Origin of the sequence: Streptomyces sp. NPDC056144, from assembly GCF_042264145.1 — a bacterium.
In the GTDB taxonomy this organism is placed as follows: Bacteria; Actinomycetota; Actinomycetes; order Streptomycetales; family Streptomycetaceae; genus Streptomyces.
In genome coordinates this window covers 77,639-96,876 of record NZ_JBHJVF010000014.1, presented here as the reverse complement: position 1 = coordinate 96,876, position 19,238 = coordinate 77,639, and the positions used below count along the sequence as shown (strand labels likewise).

19 protein-coding genes and 1 tRNA gene are annotated in these 19,238 nt (G+C 72.9%); 10 read left to right on the top strand and 10 right to left on the bottom strand.

All coding sequences use genetic code 11. From position 1 onward, the window contains the following. Positions 1-4: 4 nt before the first annotated feature. Positions 5-544, bottom strand: a complete 540-nt coding sequence (locus tag ACFC0Z_RS30815) for a heme-binding protein (protein WP_376444889.1) — start codon at positions 542-544, stop codon at positions 5-7. Positions 545-843: 299 nt separating this feature from the next. Between ACFC0Z_RS30815 and ACFC0Z_RS30810 the strand changes: the two genes are divergently transcribed. The 4 genes from ACFC0Z_RS30810 to ACFC0Z_RS30795 all read left to right on the top strand — a co-directional run bounded on the left by ACFC0Z_RS30810 (position 844) and on the right by ACFC0Z_RS30795 (position 4,394). Then, on the top strand, positions 844-1,974 hold the full coding sequence (locus ACFC0Z_RS30810) for a sensor histidine kinase (protein ID WP_376445088.1): 1,131 nt from the start codon (positions 844-846) through the stop codon (positions 1,972-1,974). Further along, on the top strand, positions 1,974-2,594 hold the full coding sequence (locus ACFC0Z_RS30805; protein ID WP_376444886.1) for a response regulator: 621 nt from the start codon (positions 1,974-1,976) through the stop codon (positions 2,592-2,594). The genes ACFC0Z_RS30810 and ACFC0Z_RS30805 overlap by 1 nt, the downstream gene beginning before the upstream one ends. Positions 2,595-2,662: 68 nt before the next feature. Then, positions 2,663-3,874, top strand: coding sequence for an FAD-dependent monooxygenase (locus ACFC0Z_RS30800; RefSeq protein ID WP_376444884.1), 1,212 nt, complete (start codon positions 2,663-2,665; stop codon positions 3,872-3,874). 19 nt (positions 3,875-3,893) lie between these two features. After that, positions 3,894-4,394 (top strand): hypothetical protein, encoded by a 501-nt coding sequence (locus tag ACFC0Z_RS30795; protein ID WP_376444882.1) that lies wholly within the window; start codon positions 3,894-3,896, stop codon positions 4,392-4,394. Between the two features lie 387 nt (positions 4,395-4,781). Here ACFC0Z_RS30795 and ACFC0Z_RS30790 read toward each other — a convergent pair whose 3' ends face one another. Further along, positions 4,782-5,447, bottom strand: coding sequence for a pentapeptide repeat-containing protein (locus tag ACFC0Z_RS30790; RefSeq protein WP_376444879.1), 666 nt, complete (start codon positions 5,445-5,447; stop codon positions 4,782-4,784). 113 nt (positions 5,448-5,560) lie between these two features. On the opposite strand from ACFC0Z_RS30790, the gene ACFC0Z_RS30785 reads away from it, so the two are divergent. Together ACFC0Z_RS30785 and ACFC0Z_RS30780 are read left to right on the top strand one after the other, a co-directional pair. Continuing rightward, entirely contained in the window at positions 5,561-6,730 is a 1,170-nt protein-coding gene (locus ACFC0Z_RS30785; protein ID WP_376444876.1) for an FAD-dependent oxidoreductase, read from the top strand. A 78-nt stretch (positions 6,731-6,808) separates the two neighbouring features. After that, the gene (locus ACFC0Z_RS30780; protein WP_376444874.1) at positions 6,809-7,822 is read left to right on the top strand and encodes a zinc-binding dehydrogenase; all 1,014 of its coding nucleotides are present in this window, start codon (positions 6,809-6,811) and stop codon (positions 7,820-7,822) included. Between the two features lie 73 nt (positions 7,823-7,895). On the opposite strand, the gene ACFC0Z_RS30775 is transcribed toward ACFC0Z_RS30780, so the two are convergent. The 4 genes from ACFC0Z_RS30775 to ACFC0Z_RS30760 are packed head-to-tail and all read right to left on the bottom strand — an operon-like array spanning position 7,896 to position 10,440. After that, positions 7,896-8,255 carry a hypothetical protein gene (locus tag ACFC0Z_RS30775; protein WP_376444871.1) on the bottom strand — a complete coding sequence of 120 codons (360 nt, stop codon included), beginning with the start codon at positions 8,253-8,255 and terminating at the stop codon, positions 7,896-7,898. 35 nt (positions 8,256-8,290) lie between these two features. After that, positions 8,291-8,776, bottom strand: coding sequence for a GNAT family N-acetyltransferase (locus tag ACFC0Z_RS30770; RefSeq protein ID WP_376444869.1), 486 nt, complete (start codon positions 8,774-8,776; stop codon positions 8,291-8,293). Positions 8,777-8,794: 18 nt separating this feature from the next. Then, entirely contained in the window at positions 8,795-9,685 is an 891-nt protein-coding gene (locus ACFC0Z_RS30765; RefSeq protein WP_376444866.1) for an aminoglycoside phosphotransferase family protein, read from the bottom strand. A 29-nt stretch (positions 9,686-9,714) separates the two neighbouring features. Continuing rightward, entirely contained in the window at positions 9,715-10,440 is a 726-nt protein-coding gene (locus tag ACFC0Z_RS30760) for a DsbA family protein (RefSeq protein ID WP_376444864.1), read from the bottom strand. 175 nt (positions 10,441-10,615) lie between these two features. Between ACFC0Z_RS30760 and ACFC0Z_RS30755 the strand changes: the two genes are divergently transcribed. Then, the gene (locus tag ACFC0Z_RS30755) at positions 10,616-12,007 is read left to right on the top strand and encodes an NAD(P)/FAD-dependent oxidoreductase (protein ID WP_376444861.1); all 1,392 of its coding nucleotides are present in this window, start codon (positions 10,616-10,618) and stop codon (positions 12,005-12,007) included. Positions 12,008-12,069: 62 nt separating this feature from the next. Here ACFC0Z_RS30755 and ACFC0Z_RS30750 read toward each other — a convergent pair. Then, positions 12,070-12,143 (bottom strand) — tRNA-Thr (locus ACFC0Z_RS30750). A 180-nt stretch (positions 12,144-12,323) separates the two neighbouring features. On the opposite strand from ACFC0Z_RS30750, the gene ACFC0Z_RS30745 reads away from it, so the two are divergent. From ACFC0Z_RS30745 to ACFC0Z_RS30735, 3 genes are all read left to right on the top strand, one after another. After that, complete coding sequence (locus ACFC0Z_RS30745) at positions 12,324-13,421, top strand: ABC transporter ATP-binding protein (protein ID WP_376444859.1); 1,098 nt, start codon at positions 12,324-12,326, stop codon at positions 13,419-13,421. 295 nt (positions 13,422-13,716) lie between these two features. Next, positions 13,717-14,127, top strand: a complete 411-nt coding sequence (locus ACFC0Z_RS30740) for a hypothetical protein (protein WP_376444857.1) — start codon at positions 13,717-13,719, stop codon at positions 14,125-14,127. Between the two features lie 67 nt (positions 14,128-14,194). Then, positions 14,195-14,911: an NDP-sugar synthase gene (locus ACFC0Z_RS30735; protein WP_376444854.1), complete on the top strand. Its 717-nt coding sequence runs from the start codon at positions 14,195-14,197 to the stop codon at positions 14,909-14,911. A 76-nt stretch (positions 14,912-14,987) separates the two neighbouring features. On the opposite strand, the gene ACFC0Z_RS30730 is transcribed toward ACFC0Z_RS30735, so the two are convergent. The 3 genes from ACFC0Z_RS30730 to cysS form a co-directional block, all read right to left on the bottom strand. Next, complete coding sequence (locus tag ACFC0Z_RS30730) at positions 14,988-16,628, bottom strand: DoxX family membrane protein (RefSeq protein WP_376444851.1); 1,641 nt, start codon at positions 16,626-16,628, stop codon at positions 14,988-14,990. Between the two features lie 96 nt (positions 16,629-16,724). Then, positions 16,725-17,684: a 23S rRNA (guanosine(2251)-2'-O)-methyltransferase RlmB gene (gene rlmB, locus ACFC0Z_RS30725; RefSeq protein WP_376444848.1), complete on the bottom strand. Its 960-nt coding sequence runs from the start codon at positions 17,682-17,684 to the stop codon at positions 16,725-16,727. Positions 17,685-17,771: 87 nt separating this feature from the next. Beyond that, positions 17,772-19,172 carry a cysteine--tRNA ligase gene (cysS, locus tag ACFC0Z_RS30720; protein WP_376444845.1) on the bottom strand — a complete coding sequence of 467 codons (1,401 nt, stop codon included), beginning with the start codon at positions 19,170-19,172 and terminating at the stop codon, positions 17,772-17,774. Positions 19,173-19,238: the final 66 nt, after the last annotated feature.

The following is a 19,238-nucleotide window of genomic DNA, read 5'->3' as shown; positions in this document are numbered from 1 at the left end:
AGGGTCAGTTCGCGAGGGCGGCGACGCCGGCCTGGGCGAACTTCTCGTCCAGGTCGCCGGAGGGGGCGCCCGCGACGCCGATGCCCGCGATCGGGGCGCCCTTGGCGGTCACCGGGGCACCGCCGGCGAGGAAGAGGGTGCCGGGGATGTCCTTCAGGGTCGGCGCGTTGGCGAGGCGGCCCGCGAGGACGGAGGTCGGGGCGTTCCAGGAGACGGCGGTGAAGGCCTTGCGCTCGGCCGACTCGTAGGACTGCGGGCCGGCGCCGTCGCCGCGGAGGGTGACGATGGTGTTGCCGTTGCGGTCGACGACGGCGACGGAGACGCGCTGGTTCTCCTTCTCGGCAGCGTCGAGCGTGGCCTGCGCGGCCTTCGTCGCGGCCTCGATCGTGAGGTGCGTCGACTGCTGGAGGTTGTCGTTGCCCGCGTCGGCCTTCACGACGGCGGCGGGGGCGGCGGCCGGGGCGGAGGCGTTCGCGGAGACGGCACCGAAGGTACCGGCGGCGACGACAGCGGCAGCGGTGGCACCGAAGAGGATCTTCTTCATGAGGAACTCCGTGAGGTGAGAAGGAGGCGGAGGCCGGGTGCCCCGTTCGCTCTGAGATCCATCCTGTGGCCGCCCCCGGGGCCTTTCGGTCCACGGTCCGGCTGCCCTCCTCACGCACACTGGTGGACAGGCGGGTCAGCCGATCGGTTGATGCCCACCTGGCCCTAACGGGCCAGGATGGACAGATACCCCCAGGTCAGAGCAGTACATCGGAGCGAAGGGAAGGCCGGCAGGTGACCACGACCCAGCCGCCCACCGGGAGCGACCAGGACCCGGACGCCCCCTGGCTCGCCCGCGTCATGCACATCGCGTTCTTCCTCCTCCTCGGCGCCTCCCTCGCCCGCTTCCTCCTCCGGCACCCCTGGGAAGCCCGCAGCCCCTGGATCATCGCCCTCTCCGGCGCGCTCGCCTCCCTCTACCTCCTCGGCCCCGTCCTCGGCACCCGCGCCGCCCCCCGCCGCATCGCCTGGCTCGGCACGGTCGTCGCCGTCTGGATCGTCCTCGTCGTCCTCGCGCCCAGCTTCGCCTGGTGCGCGGTGCCGCTCTTCTACACCGGCCTGCGCACCCTCCCGCCGCGCGCCGCGCTCGGCCTCGTCGTTCTGCTCACCGCCTTCGTCGTCTTCGCGCAGGTGCAGCTCGCGCACGGCGGCTGGGACCCGAACCTCGTCGTCGCGCCGCCGGCCGTCGCCGCCATCGCGACGGGCGTGTTCGTGTACTCGGACCGGCAGGCCGCCCGGCAGCGGGCGCTCATCGACGACCTCATCCGCACCCGCCGCGAACTGGCCGCGATCGAGCGCCGCGAGGGCACGCTCGCCGAACGCCAGCGGCTCTCGATGGAGATCCACGACACCCTCGCCCAGGGCCTGTCCAGTCAGCAGATGCTGCTCCAGGCGGCCGACCGCACGTGGGACAGCGACCCGGGGACGGCCCGCCGTCATGTCCGTACGGCCGAGTCGATCGCCGAACGGAACCTCGCCGAGGCCCGCCGCTTCGTCCACGACCTCGCGCCCGCCGACCTCGCCGAGGGCGGCGGCCTGGAGGAGGCGCTGCGGGGCCTGGCCGCGCGGGAGGCGGCGGAGTTCCGGGTGGACGGGTCGCCGGTGCCGCTGCCCGACCGGGCGCAGTCGGCGCTCCTGCGGATCGCGCAGGGCGCCCTCGCGAACATCCGCGAGCACGCGGGCGCGACCTCCGCCGCCCTGACCCTGACCTACCTCGACGACCTCGTCGTCCTCGACATCGCCGACGACGGCCACGGCTTCGACCCGGCGCTCGCCCGCCCCGACCGGGGCGACCGGGGCCACGGGCTGCCCGCCATGCGGGTCCGCGCGCAGCAGCTCGGCGGCACGCTCACGGTCGAGTCCGCCCCCGGCGAGGGCACGGTCCTCTCGGCGTCCATCCCCCTCACCCCCGCTTCCCCTCTGGAGTCCTGATGTCCGTACGGATCCTCCTCTGCGACGACCACGTCGTCGTCCGCGCCGGCCTGCTCGCCCTCCTCGGCAGCACCCCCGACATCGAGGTCGTCGGCGAGGCCGGCAGCGGCGAGGAGGCCGTCGCGATGGCCGCGAAGCTGAAGCCGGACGTCGTCCTGATGGACCTCCAGCTCGGGGCGGGCATCGACGGGGTGGAGGCGACCCGCAGGATCGCGCCCACCGGGGTCCACGTCCTCGTCCTCACCACGTACGACACGGACGCGGACATCACGCGCGCGATCGAGGCGGGCGCGACCGGCTACCTCCTCAAGGCCGAGCGCCCCGAGGAGCTTTTCGCCGCGATCCACTCGGCCGCGCAGGGCCGCACCGCGCTCTCCCCGCCGGTCGCGAGCCGCGTCATGGACCGGATGCGGGGAGCGGCGGGCCCCTCGCTCACCGACCGGGAACGGGACATCCTCGGGCAGCTGGGGCGCGGGCTCGGCAACCGGGAGATCGCCCGGGCGCTGTTCATCAGCGAGGCGACGGTCAAGACCCACCTGGGCCGGATCTACGCGAAGCTCGGCGTGGACACCCGGGCGGGCGCGGTGGCCGTGGCGAAGGAACAACGCCTCCTCCCGTAGCTGCTACCGTGCGTGGCCATCCGACCGCACCATGTGACGTGGCGGTCTCAGTCTCCGTGGGAGCGCACGTGAAGCTCGCCATCGTCGGCGGTGGCCCCGCCGGCCTGTACCTCTCGATCCTGCTGAAGCGGCAGGACCCGTCGCACGACATCACCGTGTACGAGCGGAACCCGGAGGGTTCCACGTACGGCTGGGGCGTCACCTACTGGGCCGGGCTCCTCGACAAGCTGCGCGCCGGCGACCCCGAATCCGCGGCGGCCGTCGCGGAGGCGTCGGTGACGTGGAACGACGGGGTCGCGATCGTCCGCGACGAACGGACGGTGCACCGGGGCGACGCGGGCTTCGGCATCGGCCGCCGGAAGATGCTCATGCTCCTCGCGGACCGGGCGGAGGACCTGGGCGTCACGGTCTCCTTCGAACACGACATCACCGGCCCCGACGCCCCCGAACTGGCCGACGCGGACCTGGTCGTGGCGGCCGACGGGGTGAACAGCGTGCTGCGGGAGGCGCACGCGGAGCACTTCGGCAGCGCGACGACGGCCGGCCGGAACCAGTACATCTGGCTCGGTACGACGAAGGTCTTCGACTCGTTCAGCTTCGCGTTCAAGGAGACGGAGCACGGCTGGATCTGGTGCTACGCGTACGGGTTCAGCGGCGAGCGGTCGACGTGCGTCGTGGAGTGCTCCCCGGCCACGTGGAAGGGGCTCGGCCTGGACACCGCCGACGAGCCCGACACCCTCACTCTTCTTGAAAAGCTCTTCCACGACCTCCTCGACGGCCACGAGCTGATCGGCCGGGCGCAGGCCGACGGGGCGCCGCAGTGGCTCACCTTCCGCACCCTCACCAACCGGGTCTGGCACCGCGGCAACCTGGTCCTCCTCGGCGACGCGGCCCACACCACGCACTACTCGATCGGCGCGGGCACGACCCTGGCCCTGGAGGACGCGCTCGCTCTCGCGGCCGCCCTGCGCCGCGCCCCCGCCGACGGCCTGGACGCGGCGCTCACGACGTACGGGAAGCGGCGGCGCGCCGAACTCGTCTCGGCGCAGAGCGCGGCCCGGTACAGCGCTCAGTGGTACGAGAACCTCCCCCGGTACATGCGCCTGGAGCCGTCCCAGATGTTCGCGCTCCTCGGCCAGCGGCACTCCCCGCTGCTCCCCCACATCCCGCCCCAGCTGTACTACCGCATCGACCGCGCGGCGGAGCAGCTGGAACCGCTGCGGCGCCTCAAGCGGTGGCTGGGCCCGCGGGTGGCGAAGGCGGTCCACGGCCGCCGCTGAGGCGTGACACCATCGGCAGGTGCTCGACATCGGCTACTCCCTCTCCCGACGCTTCCCCGACCCGCCGCAGACCGACTACCGGCGGGCGGACGTCCACGCGCTGCGGCACGACCTCTTCTGCGGGGACGTGTACCTCGCGGACACCGAGACGGACCGCGAGGTGTCCACAGCCTGGGGATGGGTACCGGTGCTCGACTTCGCGTGGGCGCTGTGCGACATCGTCGAACAGCTCGACCAGGACCCGCGCGGCAGCCGCGCGGCACAGCCGCAGTACGCGGAGCTGGACTTCACCGAATCCTCGGACCGGATGCTCTTCGAGCGACGGTTCGGGTGGGTGGACGTGGAGGCGGACTGGATGCCGGGGGACGAGCCGCCGGTCACCTTCAACCACGCCGAGCTGCGGCGCGAGGCGCGCGACTTTCTCCACGACCTGATCGCCGACCTCACGGACATGCACGAGGGCCTGTCCGACAACCCCGCCATCTGGACCCTCCAGTCCCGCTTCCCCCGCACCCCGTAACCCGCCACTCCGCCGCGGACCGCGCCCGCCGCACCCCCGTGTGGGCGGCGCCCCGCCGTTTCGTTGTGGGCCGCGCCCGCCGCACCCCCGTGTGGGCAATCGTCCCGCAGGGCGGGACGGGTGGGCACACGGGACGGCGCCCTCAGCGGCGCCTCGCACCCCGCGCCTGAACCCGCACCGGTACCGCACCGCACTGGGGGTGCGGGTCCAGGCACGGAAGCCTCGGGCGCCGGCAAGGGCGCCGTTCCGTTGTGCCCACCCGTTCCGCCCTGCGGAACGACTGCCCACAACGAAACGGCGGGCGCGGCCCACACGGGGGTGGGCACCGGCCCCCGAGCGGGGCACCGCCCACCGGGCGCGGGCACGGCCCCGTGCGGCCGGGGGCCGTCAGTCCTCGACGCGGAGGCCCAGGTGGGTGGCCAGGACCGGGGCCAGGTCCAGGAGTTGGGTCGTGGAGATGCGCGCGCCCGAGAGGCAGTCCACGCCCCGCGCGACATCCAGCCGGTGCACGCCCCGCAGGTCCACGTCCTTCAGCCGCGCGGCGGAGAAGTCCGCGCCCGTCAGGGCGCAGTCCACGAACTCCACCCGCTCCAGCACCGCACCCCCGAAGTCCGGCTCACTCAGCACGCACCCTTCGAAGACCACGTCCTTCAGCTTCGCCGCCCGCAGGTTCAGGTAGTCGCTCTTCCCGCCCCGCACCACCACCCGCTCCAGCACCGCCCCGTGCAGCTGCGCCCCGCCGAGCCGCGCCTCCACGAGCTCCACGTCCCGGAACTGGGCCCCTGACAGGTCGGTCCCCACTCCCCGTACCCCCGTGAGCACCGAGTCGAGGAACCGGGCTCTCGTCAGCCGTGCCTCGTCGAGCCCGCAGTCGCGCAGCGCGCAGTCCAGGAAGCGGGCGCCTTCGCCGGACTGCCCGGTCAGGTCGAGGCCGGTCAGCTCCAGGCCGTCGTAGTCGCCGTCCGGTTCGAGACCGCCCTCGTACGGCGTGAGGGGAGGCAGCCGGAGCTCCGGCCGTCGCGCGCTCGCCGTCGTGGTCTTCTTCTTCGCCATGCCCCCATGGTGATCCACGCCACTGACAACGCGGCGCCTCGATGTCACAAACCCGGGGCCGCCGTCCGTCCTCCCCGTGAACGGGAAAACGCCACCGCACGAGGGAGAGCGACATGCGCAAGCTCACGATCATCGGCGCCGGCTTCGCCGGTCTCACCGCCGCCATCACGGCCGCCGAGGCCGGCGCCAAGGTGACCGTGTACGAGGCCCACCGGACCCCCGGTGGCCGCGCCCGCACCGCCGAGGGCCCGTACCGCACCAACGAGGGCCCCCACGCCCTCTACAACGGCGGCCCGCACTGGACCTGGCTCAAGCAGCGCGGCCTGATCGGCAAGGGTGACATCGCCGCCCTCCCGCCCGCCGAACTGCTCCGCTTCCGCTTCCAGCAGGACGGCGCCCTCCGTCACGTACCCCCGCTCGGTCTCCTCCGGCTCGCCCGCCGCGCCCCCGAGCAGGCCCCGGTCGACCTCGACTTCCACACCTGGGCCCGCGGCCTCGCCGGCGAGCGGACGGCACGTCAGGCGGCCACGTTCAGCGCCGTCGCGCTGTTCCACCACGACCCCGGCGCCCTCTCCGCCCGCTTCGTGCAGGAGCGCCTGCACCGCGTCACCGGCTTCCCGGCCGAGGCGCACTACCTGCGCGGCGGCTGGGGCGAGCTCATCGAGCGGATGGTCGCGCGGGCGTGGGAGATGGGCGTACGGATCGAGACCTCGGCCCGCGTCGACGCCCTCCCGACCGACGGCGGCCCCGTCGTCGTCGCCACCGCCCTGCCCGCCGCCGCCCGGCTCCTCGGCGACCCGTCCCTGACCTGGGACAGCGGCCGTACGGTCCTGTTCGACCTGGCGCTGCGCACCCGCAAGGGCGACCCGTTCATCGTCTCCGACCTCGACGCTCCCGGCTGGATCGAGCGGTTCACGGCCCCGGACCCCTCCCTCGCCCCCGCCGGGCAGCAGCTGATCCAGGCCCAGCTGCCCATCGGCCCCGACGCGGCCAAGGCGGACGGCGTCGCCCGTGCCGAACGCCTCCTCGACCTCGCGTTCCCCGGCTGGCGCGAGCGGACCGTCTGGCGGCGCGAGGCCGTCTCCCAGGGCCGTACGGGCGCGGTCGACCGCCCCGGCAGCACCTGGCGCGACCGGCCGGCCATCGACCGGGGGGACGGGATCTACCTGGTCGGCGACCAGGTCGCCGCGCCGGGCGTGCTGTCGGAGGTCTCGTTCACGAGCGCCGTCGAGGCGGTCTCCCTGGCCATGCGGAGCGAGGTGCTTGACCTCAAGCGCGCTTGAGGTCGCACGCTCGACACCAAGCCGCCAAGCCGAGCCGAGCCGCCAAGCCGAGCCGCCCCAGGAAAGCGAGTCCCCGTCATGCACGCCATCCGCCTCCACGCCTTCGGCCCCGCCGAGAACCTCACCTACGAGCAGGCTCCCGACCCCGTCCCGGGCCCCGGCCAGGTCCGTATCCGTGTCGCCGCGGCCGGCGTGCATCTGCTCGACACCGCCCTCCGCGAGGGCGCGACGGGCCCCTTCCCCGCCCCCGCCGAACTCCCCACGATCCCCGGCCGCGAGGTCGCGGGCACCGTCGACGCCCTCGGCGAGGGCACCGATCCGGCCTGGCTGGGCAAGCGGGTCGTCGCCCACCTCGGCATGGTCCCCGGCGGGTACGCCGAACTCGCCGTCACCGACGCCGCCCGCCTCCACGAACTCCCCGCCCATCTCGGCGAGGCGGAGGCCGTCGCGATGATCGGCACGGGCCGGACGACGCTGGGAATCCTCCAGTTCACCGAGCTCGGCCCCGGCTCGACCGCGATCGTCCCGGCCGCCGCGGGTGGCATCGGCACGCTCCTCGTCCAGTACGCGAAGAACGCGGGCGCCACCGTCATCGGCCTCGCCGGCGGCCCCGCCAAGGTCGCCCTCGTCGAGGCGAACGGGGCCGACCTCGCCGTCGACTACACCCTCCCCGACTGGCCGGAGAAGGTCCGCGCCCACCTCGACGAGACGGGCCGCGGCGCCGCCACCGTCGTCTTCGACTCGGTCGGCGGCGACACCGGCCGTGCCGCCGTCGACCTCCTCGGCCCCGGCGGACAGCACGTCGTCTTCGGCTGGTCGGGCTCCGGCGGCGGCCTCCACGACGGCGAGCCGCTGACCTTCACGCCCGAGGAGCTCGCCGGACGCGGCATCACGTCCGAGTCCGTCCTCGGCCCCGTCATGCTCCGGAAGGCGGGCGGCGACATCCGGACGCTCGAACTCGCCGCCCTCGCCGCCGCGGCCGACGGCACCCTCCGCCCGGCGGTCCACCGCTTCCCGCTCGCGAAGGCGGCGGAGGCCCATCACGCCCTGGAGAACCGGGGCACGACGGGCAAGGTGGTCCTGATCCCGTAGACCGGACCGGGGAAGCCCGGGGAAGCCCGGGGAAGCCCGGGGAAGCCCGGGGAAGCCCGGGGAAGCCCGGGGATCAGATCCCGAGGACGTCCCACGAGTGCGCCTTGAACTCCTTCTGGAACTCGGCGTGGTCCTCCCACATCCGCGCCGCCGACCGCAGCACGTCCCAGTTGTGCTCCAGGGCCTGGTCCACGACGGGCCGCAGCTCCGGCGCCGACTCACGCTTCTCGACGAGGCCCTTCACCGCCGACGCGGCCTGCACGGTGTAGCGCAGGGCACGCAGGGCGCGGGAGGTGTCGTCCATCCCGAAGCCGTGGTCCTTGCCGTTGGCCGGGTCGAAGAGGGGCGTGAGGCGTGCCTCGATGAAGTCGGTGATCCGCTGGAAACGCTGCTCGATGTCCGAGGCGGTGTCCGTGGCGATGTCCATAGTCATGCCCCCTTCCTACAGCACGGCTTCCCCCGCCACGCCTACAGCACCCCGACCCCGCCCCCGAGCTCCGCGAGCGCCGTGTCCGTCAGGCGGTAGACCGTCCACTCGTCCTGCGGGCGGGCGCCGAGGGACTCGTAGAAGTCGATCGCCGGCGTGTTCCAGTCGAGGACGGACCACTCCAGGCGCTCGTACCCCCGGTCGACGCAGATCCGGGCCAGCTCGCGCAGCAGCGCCTTGCCGTGGCCGCCGCCCCGCGCCTCCGGACGGACGTACAGGTCCTCCAGGTAGATGCCGTGGACCCCGCGCCAGGTCGAGAAGTTGAGGAACCAGAGCGCGAAGCCGGCGATCTCGCCGTCCTCGGTCTCGGCGATGTGCGCGAACGCGGCGGGGTGCGGGCCGAAGAGGGCCTCGTGGAGCTGGTCCGTGGTGGTGCGGACCTCGTGGAGCGCCTTCTCGTACGCGGCGAGGTCGCGGATCATGGCGAAGACGACGGGCACGTCGGCGGGGGTGGCGGTACGGATCATGGGGCCACCTTGCCCCCGTCAGGCCCTCCTGGCCAGCAGGATCCGCGCGAGCTCCACCTGTTCGGGGTCGGGGCCGTCCCCGTCCTCGGCGTCCCACAGCGCGTTCTGGAGCACCCGCCCGAGCGTCCACGCCACCGCCCGCCGCCGGTCCCCGACGACGTCCGCGAGCAGGTCGAACCGCCACAGGACCTCGTCGGTACGGGGATCCCACCGGTCCATCAGGGCGGGAAGGAGCTCGAAGCCGGGGTCGCCCGCGAGGGGCTTGGGGTCGATGGCCAGCCACGGTTCGCGTGCACCCGCGAGGACGTTGCCGAGGTGGAGGTCCCAGTGCAGCAGCCGGTCCCCGGGAGCGTCGGCCACGTCCCGTACGGCCGCCGCGCACTCCTCCACCAGGGCCGCCTCCTCCGCGCTCATCCCGGAGACGGCCTCCGGCACCTCGGCCAGCATCCCCGCGGCGATGTCGCCGAGCCGCCGCAGCCCGTCGGGCGCGGGGAGGGCGACGAGCCGGGCGAGCAGTCCCGCCACGACCCGCAGGGCCTCGCGGGGGTCGTCGAGGGAGGACAACGGCCGCCCCGCGTCGAGCCGTTCGAGCAGCAGGGTGCCGCTCACGGGATCGTGGTCGAGGAGCCGTACGGACCCTGCCCCGTCCCACTCCCGCAGCGCCACCGGCTCGCCCTCGGTCTCCTCGTCCACGAGGGTCAGCTTCAGCGCGGCGGGCGTGCCGTCCGCGATCCGCGCCACGGGCAGGACGAGCGAGACGGCCCCGTGCAGGGAGGGCCCGGTGACCCGCAGCCCCCAGCGGCCGAGGAACTCCTCGGCGAGCGCGGGCAGTCCGGCGACGAACTCCCGCCCGGTGTCACCGTTGAACAGGGCCTGGGTGCGCGCGAGTTCGCCCGGTACGTGGATCACGCACCGAGCCTAGAAGAGCGAGCGCGAGATCACACCCCGGCGTCGCGCAAGGCCCTCGCGAACGCGTCCGCGTCGTACAGCGCGTTCCCGGCCGGCAGCGCCGTCCCGTCGACGAGGACCGTCGGCGTGCCGCCCACGCCCGCGTCCTCGAAGGCCTTCTCGGCGTCCGCGACCCACTGCTTGTGAGTGTCGTCCCGCACGGCCTTGTCGAAGGCGTCCCCGCGCAGCCCCTCGACCTGGTCGGCGATCCGGAGCAGGTGGTCGACCGAGAAGCCGTCCTCGGACTCGCCGGCCGGCTGGGAGGCGAACAGGGCCGCCTGGAACGCGGCGAACCTGCCCGTCCCCGCGTCCGCCGCCGCGCGCAGCGCGTTCGCCGCGCGGGCCGAGGCCGTGCCGCCCGTGCGGGCGTCCAGGAAGGAGGCGACGACGTACTCGACGCGCACCTTCCCCGCCGCCGCCTCGTCCGCGAGGACCGTCCCGGCGCTCGCCTCGAACTTCGCGCAGTAGCTGCACCGGGGGTCGACGAAGACGGTGACGGTGTGCGGGGCCTTCGCCGGACCGACGACGATCTTCGTACCCTCGACGGCCGACGGGAGCTTCGCGAGCACCTCCGCGTGGTCGTCGGGGACGACGGTCACGGCCGCGGCGACCGGCGCCCCGTCCTCCGCACCGCCCGAACACCCCACGGCCGCAAGCCCGATGAGACCGGCCGAGAGGGCGGCGGCGACGAGGCTCCGAGTCCTGCGTACGGGCATGGGAGGGTCCTTCCGGAACGACGAAATCCGTCGGCGCCGCGCGGGGAAAGAGGTGGCGACACGTACATCCGAACCTAGGCCGCCCCCGCCCCCGGAACCCGCGTCGAAAGGCCCGTATCCACAGGACCAAGGCCCCCGGTAACGTCCCGCCCACGCACCCGGAAGAGGGATACACATGAGTACGGTCAACGGCGGCATTTCGTTCTGGTACGCGCAGGAGGGCGCCCCCGCGCCCCGCGAACCGCTCCCCGGAGACACCACGGCCGACGTCTGCATCGTGGGCGGCGGCTACACCGGCCTGTGGACCGCCTACTACCTGAAGAAGGCCGTCCCCTTCCTGAACATCACGGTCCTGGAGGCCAAGTTCTGCGGGTACGGGGCCTCCGGCCGCAACGGCGGCTGGCTCTACAACGGCATCGCGGGCCGCGCCCGCTACGCCAAGCTCCACGGCCACGAGGCCGCCCTCCGCCTCCAGCAGGCGATGAACGCGACCGTCGCCGAGGTCGTCGAGGTCTGCGAGACGGAGAAGATCGACGCCGACCTCCACCAGGGCGGTGTCCTGGAGGTCGCCCTCTCCCCCGCACAGCTCGCCCGCCTCAAGGAGTTCCACGCGACCGAGCTCGCCTTCGGCGAGACCGACCGCACCTTCCACGGAGCCCGCGAGACCGCCGAGCGCATCCGCGTCACCGGCGCCGTCGGCTCCTCCTGGACCCCGCACGGCGCCCGCCTGCACCCGGTCAAGCTCGTCAAGGGCCTCGCGGACGCCGTCGAGGCGCTCGGCGTCACCCTCCACGAGTCGACGCCGGTCACCGAGATCAAGCCGAAGCACGCGATCACCCCGTACGGCACGGTCCGCGCCCCGTACGTCCTGCGCTGCACCGAGGGCTTCACGGCCTCCCTCGCGGGCCAGCGCCGCACCTGGCTCCCCATGAACTCCTCGATGATCACCACCGAGCCGCTGACCGACGCCCAGTGGGAGTCGATCGGCTGGGAGGGCCGCGAGACCCTCGGAGACATGGCCCACGCCTACATGTACGCCCAGCGCACCGCCGACGGCCGCATCGCGCTCGGCGGCCGGGGCGTCCCGTACCGCTACGGCTCGAAGACCGACAACGACGGCCGCACCCAGCCCCAGACCATCGAGGCGCTCCGCGAGATCCTGGTCCGCTTCTTCCCGCAGCTCGCCGGCGTCGGCATCGACCACGCCTGGTCCGGCGTCCTCGGCGTCCCCCGCGACTGGTGCGCCACCGTCACCCTCGACCGCTCCACGGGCCTCGGCTGGGCCGGCGGCTACGTCGGCTCGGGCGTCGCCACCGCCAACCTCGCGGCCCGCACCCTCCGCGACCTGATCCAGCAGGACTCCGGCCAGTCGGGCCCCACCGACCTCACCGCCCTCCCCTGGGTCAACCACAAGGTCCGCAAGTGGGAGCCCGAGCCGCTCCGCTGGCTCGCCGTCCAGACGATGTACGCGGCCTTCCGCGGCGCCGACCGCCGCGAACTGACCAGCCACACCGCGACGACCGACCCGGTCGCGACCCTCGCCGACAAGGTCTCGGGCCGCCACTGAGAACGACGAAGGCCCCGGACACGAGATGTCCGGGGCCTTCGGCACGTGCAGAGCACGTACAGAGCCGCCTGTCGGAATCGAACCGACGACCTCAAGATTACAAGTCAAGCGCTCTAGCCAACTGAGCTAAGGCGGCAGCGGGAGCAGTCTAACCAACCCGCGCGACCGGCGGTCGGAAATCTCACGCCCTTCGAACTACTGACAGAACGCGGCCCGCCGGGTAGCGTCGCCCGGAGTCCGCTCCGGTGGACTGGACCACATCCTTCCTTTACTCGGATCGTCCGGCACGTTCCTGCCGGTGAGGGGACACATCACCATGGCTTCCGTCACGTTCGACAAGGCGACCCGGATCTACCCCGGCGCCACCAAGCCGTCCGTCGACCAGCTCGACATCGAGATCGCCGACGGCGAGTTCCTCGTCCTCGTCGGCCCCTCCGGCTGCGGCAAGTCGACCTCGCTCCGCATGCTCGCGGGCCTCGAGGACGTCAACGCCGGCGCCATCCGCATCGGCGACCGCGACGTCACGCACCTGCCGCCGAAGGACCGGGACATCGCGATGGTGTTCCAGAACTACGCGCTGTACCCGCACATGACCGTCGCCGACAACATGGGCTTCGCGCTCAAGATCGCCGGCGTCAACAAGTCGGAGATCCGCGCCAAGGTCGAAGAGGCCGCGAAGATCCTCGACCTCACCGAGTACCTCGACCGCAAGCCGAAGGCGCTCTCCGGCGGTCAGCGCCAGCGTGTCGCCATGGGCCGCGCGATCGTCCGCGAGCCGCAGGTCTTCCTCATGGACGAGCCGCTGTCGAACCTCGACGCCAAGCTCCGCGTCTCGACCCGTACGCAGATCGCCGGTCTCCAGCGCCGTCTGGGCATCACCACGGTCTACGTCACCCACGACCAGACCGAGGCCCTCACGATGGGCGACCGCGTCGCCGTCCTGAAGGACGGTCTGCTCCAGCAGGTCGACACCCCGCGCAACATGTACGACAAGCCCGCGAACCTCTTCGTCGCCGGCTTCATCGGCTCCCCCGCCATGAACCTCGTCGAGGTCCCGATCACCGACGGCGGCGTGAAGTTCGGCAACAGCGTCGTCCCGGTCTCCCGTGACGCCATCGCCGCCGCCTCCGCCAAGGGCGACACCACCGTCACCGTCGGCGTCCGCCCCGAGCACTTCGACGTGGCCGGCTCCGACAGCGACCAGGGCCTCGCCGTCACGGTCAACGTCGTCGAGGAGCTCGGCTCCGACGGCTTCATCTACGGCTCCACCCGCGTCGGCGGCGAGGACAAGGACCTGGTCGTCCGCGTCGGCGGCCGTGACGTCCCCGCCAAGGGCTCCACGCTGCACGTCGTCCCGCGCGCGGCCGAGCTGCACGTCTTCTCGACGTCCACGGGCGCCCGCCTCAGCGACTGACACAGCGACTGACACAGCGCCTGGCGCGGCGGCCGCCCTCGGCGACCGATACAGCCGCTGCCCGAGTGACTGACCGGACGGCCCCGCATCTCTTGCAGATGCGGGGCCGTTGGCCTAAGTGGCGGCAAGAAGGGGTTTACCCCGGAAAACCCCGGCATTCGGGGCCCTCCACCAGGTCGCGCACACCCGCTCAGGACCCCCGCGTCAACACGTAATTCGAAAAGCCACCTCGAACCATCCCCCGCGAGAGTGACTAAATGTCGCCATATCACTACCGGCCGCTACGCTCGCCTGCGTGACGCACACTGCCCGCCGAATCGGCCGCTCTCTCGCCCTCGTCCTGCCCGTCGTCCTGGTGCTCTCGGGAACGCTCGCGGTGTCCGCCGTTCCGTGGGCCGGACAGGACTCCGCCACCCAGCTGACGGCATCCTCCTCCGAGGTGTCCACCCGCGCCAAGTCCCGCGCCCCGCAGGACCTCCTCCGCGACCAGCTCCTCGCCGAGCTCCAGGAGAAGGACCCCGGCACGGCCCTGACGCACCTCCAGCGCGAGGTCGAGAACCGGCCGTCGCTCGCCAAGCACTGCATCTCCATCGCCCGCGCCCTCGGCCGCGCCGCCGTCGAGCACTACGGCCCCTCCCGCGCCCAGTCCTTCTCCCGCCCGGTCTGCGACACCTCGTACGCGACCGGCGTCATGCGCGCGAGCTGACGGTCCGAGAGCCGGCGGCCCGCGAGCTGAGCGGCCCGGTGCGTACGGGACGCCTATCGTTCCCCGTATGCACTCCACTCCGACGCAGGCCGTGGTCCTGGCAGGCGGCCAGGGCTCACGGCTCCGCCCGTACACCGACGACCGCCCCAAGCCGATGGTCGAGATCCCGGGAACCGGGACCCCGATCATCGGCCATCAGCTTTCCTGGCTCGCCGCCGAAGGCGTGACCGACGCCGTCGTCTCCTGCGGTCACCTCGCCGAGGTCCTCCAGGAGTGGCTGGAAACCGCGGACCTCCCCCTCAAGGTGACCACGGTCGTCGAGACCGAGCCCCTCGGCCGCGGCGGCGGCCTCAAGTACGCCGCCGCGCACCTCCCCGCGCCCGAACAGCCCTGGTACGCGACCAACGGCGACATCTGGACCCGCTTCTCGCTGCGCGAGATGGCCGAGTTCCACGCCGAGCGCGACGCCACCGCCACGCTCGCCCTCGCCCGCCCCCGCATCCCCTGGGGCGCCGTCGAGACCGACACCTTCGGCCACATCACCGACTTCGTCGAGGCGCCGCCGTCGCCGTTCCTCATCAACGCCGGCGTGTACGTCTTCTCCGCCGCCTTCACCGAGCTCCTCCCCGACCTCGGCGACCACGAGCGGACCACGTTCCCCCGCCTCGCCCGCGAACGGCGCCTGGCGGGCTTCCCGCTGCCCCAGGGCGCCTACTGGAGGGCCATCGACACCGCCAAGGACCTCACGGAGGCGGCGAAGGAGCTCGCCGCCCAGCGGGCCTGATCCGGGCCCCTCGGACGTACGAGAAGGGCGGTACCGCTTCGGAAGCGGTACCGCCCTTTCTCGTACGCGGGCGGGCTCAGCCCAGCAGGCCGCCGATCGGGTTCCGCGCCCCGCCGTCCGAGGGCGAGCCGCCGTCCGTCGGCGTGCTCCCCGTCGAACCGGTGGTGCCGGTCGAACCCGTCGTCCCCGCCGGGCTCTTCGGGGTGTCGCTGGTCGCCGGCGGGGCCGCCGGCTTCGACTCGGCCGGCGGGCGGGTCGTCGAGGAGGACGAGGACGAGGAGGACGACGAGGAGGAGCCCGTGCTCTCCTGCGTGGCCGCGGGGCGCTGCTCCTGCGTACGGGGAGCCTGCGGGGTCGTCTCCGTCGGCCGGGCCGCCTCCTCGGTCGCCTCGCGCTCGGCCGTGGCCTCGCTCGTCGTGCTGCTCGCCTCGGGCTCGGGCGCCTTCGAGGCGCTCGACGACGGAGCCCGGCGGGTCGGCTCGGCCGGCAACGGCTGACCGGGAAGGTGGTTGATCGGGTCGTCGTTCGGACCCGGGACGGTGACCATCTCGGTGGAGCGGACCGCGCCGCCGAGGACGGAGCCGACGAGGAGGGTGAGGCCGACGACGACGGAGGCGAGGAGGGTGCTGCGGCGCACGACGCGGCGGCGGAGGTCCCACAGCTCGGCGCGCGGCCCGAGGGTCCGCCAGGCCTCGCCCGCGAGGCGGGCGTCGAGGGAGTAGACGGGGGCGCCCGCGATGATCAGCGGCGACCAGGCGGCCAGGTAGATGATGTCGGCGGAGTCGTAGACCGGGACGGTCTTCCAGCTGACGGTCAGCAGCAGCGCGGCGGAGAGCAGCGCGCCGATGACCGCGGCGACGCGCTGCCAGAGGCCGAGGACGGTCAGGACGCCGACGACGACCTGGAGGAAGGCGACGGTGAGCCCGGCGCCGACCGGGTGCTGGAGGGCGAAGTCACGGAGCGGCTCGGCGAGCGCCCACGGGTGCAGCGAGTTGAGCCACTTGACCATGGAGCCGCGCTCGCCGCCGTCGAAGTAGACGGGGTCGCAGAGCTTGCCCATGCCCGCGTAGATGGAGATGAAGCCGAGGAAGACGCGCAGCGGGAGCAGCACGACGCCGAGGTTCATCCGGCGGCCCGGGTAGTAGGCGTGCCGGACCGGGTCGTGGGCTCCTCGCCGGGAGGCACGGCCGTCGGCCGGGTCGGCCGGGTCGTCGTACGGGCCGGGGGCGCCGGGCCTGAGCTCGTACACCTCGTCGTACGCGCCCTCGGCGCGGCGCATCGGCGGCAGCAGCGGCGCGGCGGGCTGGTCCGGCACGACGGGGGTCGGCATGGTGTCGTCGATGCGCGGGATGGCCTGGGTGGCGCCGGCGTCGAGTCCGGCGTGTCCCACCGACGGGTCGAGCGTGGCGACGGAGGATTCCCGTACGGCCTGGAGCAGTCCGGTCGCGCCCGGCGCGGACTTGCCCGTCCACACGACGGGGCGACGGCGCGCGCCCGCGCCGCCCGCCGCTCCGGCGGCTCCCGCGACCGCGCCCGCACCGGCGAGCGCGGCGAGACGGGGATTGGCGGCGAACGTCGGCGCCTTGGCCGGCGCGAGCCGCACACGGAAGCTGGCGTGGTTCACGATCACCTGAGCGGGATCGGAATCCACTTTGACCATGCTCAGCGCGGGCTGGTCGTCGAACCCCGGCCGGGGCGTTCTGGTGTCCACACTCATCTAACCGAGTGATCTGGGTTTAGGACACTGCCTTGACGGCTCGCAAATGTCCGAGACCCGTCAAGATCACGCCATGGCCGGGGTGCGGCCCGTCGGTCAGCCCATGCGGCGGCGGGCCGCCTCGTACAGGACGACACCGGCGGCGACACCGGCGTTCAGCGACTCGGCGCCGCCCGGCATCGGGATGCGGACGAGGAAGTCGCAGGTCTCGCCGACGAGGCGGGACAGGCCCTTGCCCTCGGAGCCGACGACGATGACGACGGGGCCGCCCAGCTCCTCCAGCTCGTGGACCGCGCGGTCACCGTCGGCGGCCAGACCGACGACCGTGATGCCGGCCTTCTGGTACGCCTCCAGGCAGCGGGTCAGGTTGGTCGCGCGGGCGACCGGGGTACGGGCGGCGGTGCCGGCCGAGGTCTTCCACGCACCGGCGGTCATGCCGGCCGCGCGGCGCTCGGGCACGACGACGCCGTGGCCGCCGAAGGCGGAGACGGAGCGGACGACGGCGCCGAGGTTGCGCGGGTCGGTGACGCCGTCGAGGGCGACGATCAGCGGCTCGTCGTGGTCGTCGTACGCGGCGGCGGCGAGGTCCTCCGGGTGCGCGTACTCGTACGGCGGGACCTGGAGGACGAGACCCTGGTGGTTCAGGCCGTTCGTCATCCGGTCCAGCTCGGGGCGCGGCGCCTCCATGATGTGGATGTTGCCGCGGCCGGTGGCGAGGTTCAGGGCCTCGCGCACGCGCTCGTCGTTGTCGATGAACTGCTGCACGTACAGGGTCGTGGCGGGCACGCCGTCGCGCAGCGCCTCGAAGACCGGGTTGCGGCCGACGACCATCTCCGACTGGCCCTTGCCGCCGCGGCGGGCGATGGGCGGCTTGCGCTTGGCCGCGTTGCGGGCCATCGCGTTGGAGACGCGGAAGGCCTTGTGGCCCTTGCGGTCCTCGGCCTTGGGGGTCGGGCCCTTGCCTTCGAGGCCCTTGCGCCGCTGGCCACCGCTGCCGACCGTCGCACCCTTCTTGTTGGACGTGCGACGGTTCCTGCGCTGGCTGTTCCCGGCCATGACTACCTGTTTCCTCTGATGCCTGCGTACACAAGTCTGTAAGTGAAGTGTGCCGCCCGGGGACCCGGGCGGCACATCATCGGCGTTCTAGCGGTTGCCCAGCGTCCACCGGGGACCGTCGGGGCCGTCCTCGATCGCGAGGCCGGACTGGGTCAGCTGGTCGCGGATCGCGTCCGCGCTCGCCCAGTCCTTCCGCTCACGGGCCGACTCGCGCTGCTGGAGCACGAGCCGGACGAGGGTGTCGACGACGCCGTGGAGCTCCTCGCCGCCACCGGACTCCGCGGCCCACTGCGGGTCGAGCGGGTCCAGGCCGAGGACGCCGAGCATCGCACGGACCTCGGCGAGGCGGGCGACGGCCTCGTCCTTGTCGTCCGCGGCGAGGGCGCTGTTCCCCTGGCGCACGGTGGTGTGGATGATCGCGAGGGCGTGCGGAACGCCCAGGTCGTCGTCCATGGCCTCGGCGAAGGCCGGCGGCACCTCGGCGGCGGGCTCGACGGTCGTCCCGGCCTTCTCGGTGGCCCGCTGGACGAAGCCCTCGATGCGGGCGAACGCCGCCTCGGCCTCGCGCAGGGCCTCCTCGCTGTACTCGATCATCGACCGGTAGTGCGGGGTGCCGAGGTAGTAGCGCAGGACGATCGGGCGCCAGTTCTTCACCATCTCGGACACGAGCACGCTGTTGCCGAGCGACTTCGACATCTTCTCGCCGCTCATGGTGACCCAGGCGTTGTGCACCCAGTAGTGGGCGAACTCGTCGCCGAAGGCCTTGGCCTGGGCGATCTCGTTCTCGTGGTGCGGGAAGATCAGGTCGAGGCCGCCGCCGTGGATGTCGAAGGCGGAGCCCAGGTACTTGTGGGCCATCGCCGAGCACTCCAGGTGCCAGCCGGGACGGCCGCGGCCCCACGGGGTCTCCCAGTCGGGCTCGCCCGGCTTGGTCGCCTTCCACATCGCGAAGTCGCGGGGGTCGCGCTTGCCGGTGATGCCGTCCTCGGCGGGCTGGCGGAGGTCGTCGATGTCCTGGTTCGACAGCTCCAGGTACCCCGGGAACGAGCGCACGTCGAAGTAGACGCTGCCGTCCGCCTCGTAGGCGTGGCCGCGCTCGATGAGACCGCGCATCATCTCGATCATCTCGGGGACGTGCCCGGTGGCGCGGGGCTCGTAGGTCGGCGGGAGGCAGCCGAGGGCCTGGTAGCCGTCGTTGAACGCCCGCTCGTTCTCGTACCCGATGGACCACCAGGGGCGGTTCTGCTGGTCCGCCTTCCAGATGATCTTGTCGTCGATGTCGGTGACGTTCCGGATGAACGTGACGTCGTAGCCGCGGTAGGCGAACCAGCGGCGCATGATGTCGAAGTTCAGCCCCGACCGGATGTGGCCGATGTGCGGGGCCGCCTGCACGGTGGCACCACAGAGGTAGATCGAGACACAGCCCGGCGTGAGCGGGGTGAAGTCACGGATCTGCCGGGCGCTGGTGTCGTACAGGCGAATAGTCACGCCTCCAGGGTAGTGGGCGTGTGGTAGTGCCCCGCGACCGTTCGGGTGTCGCGGGGCACGTTTTTC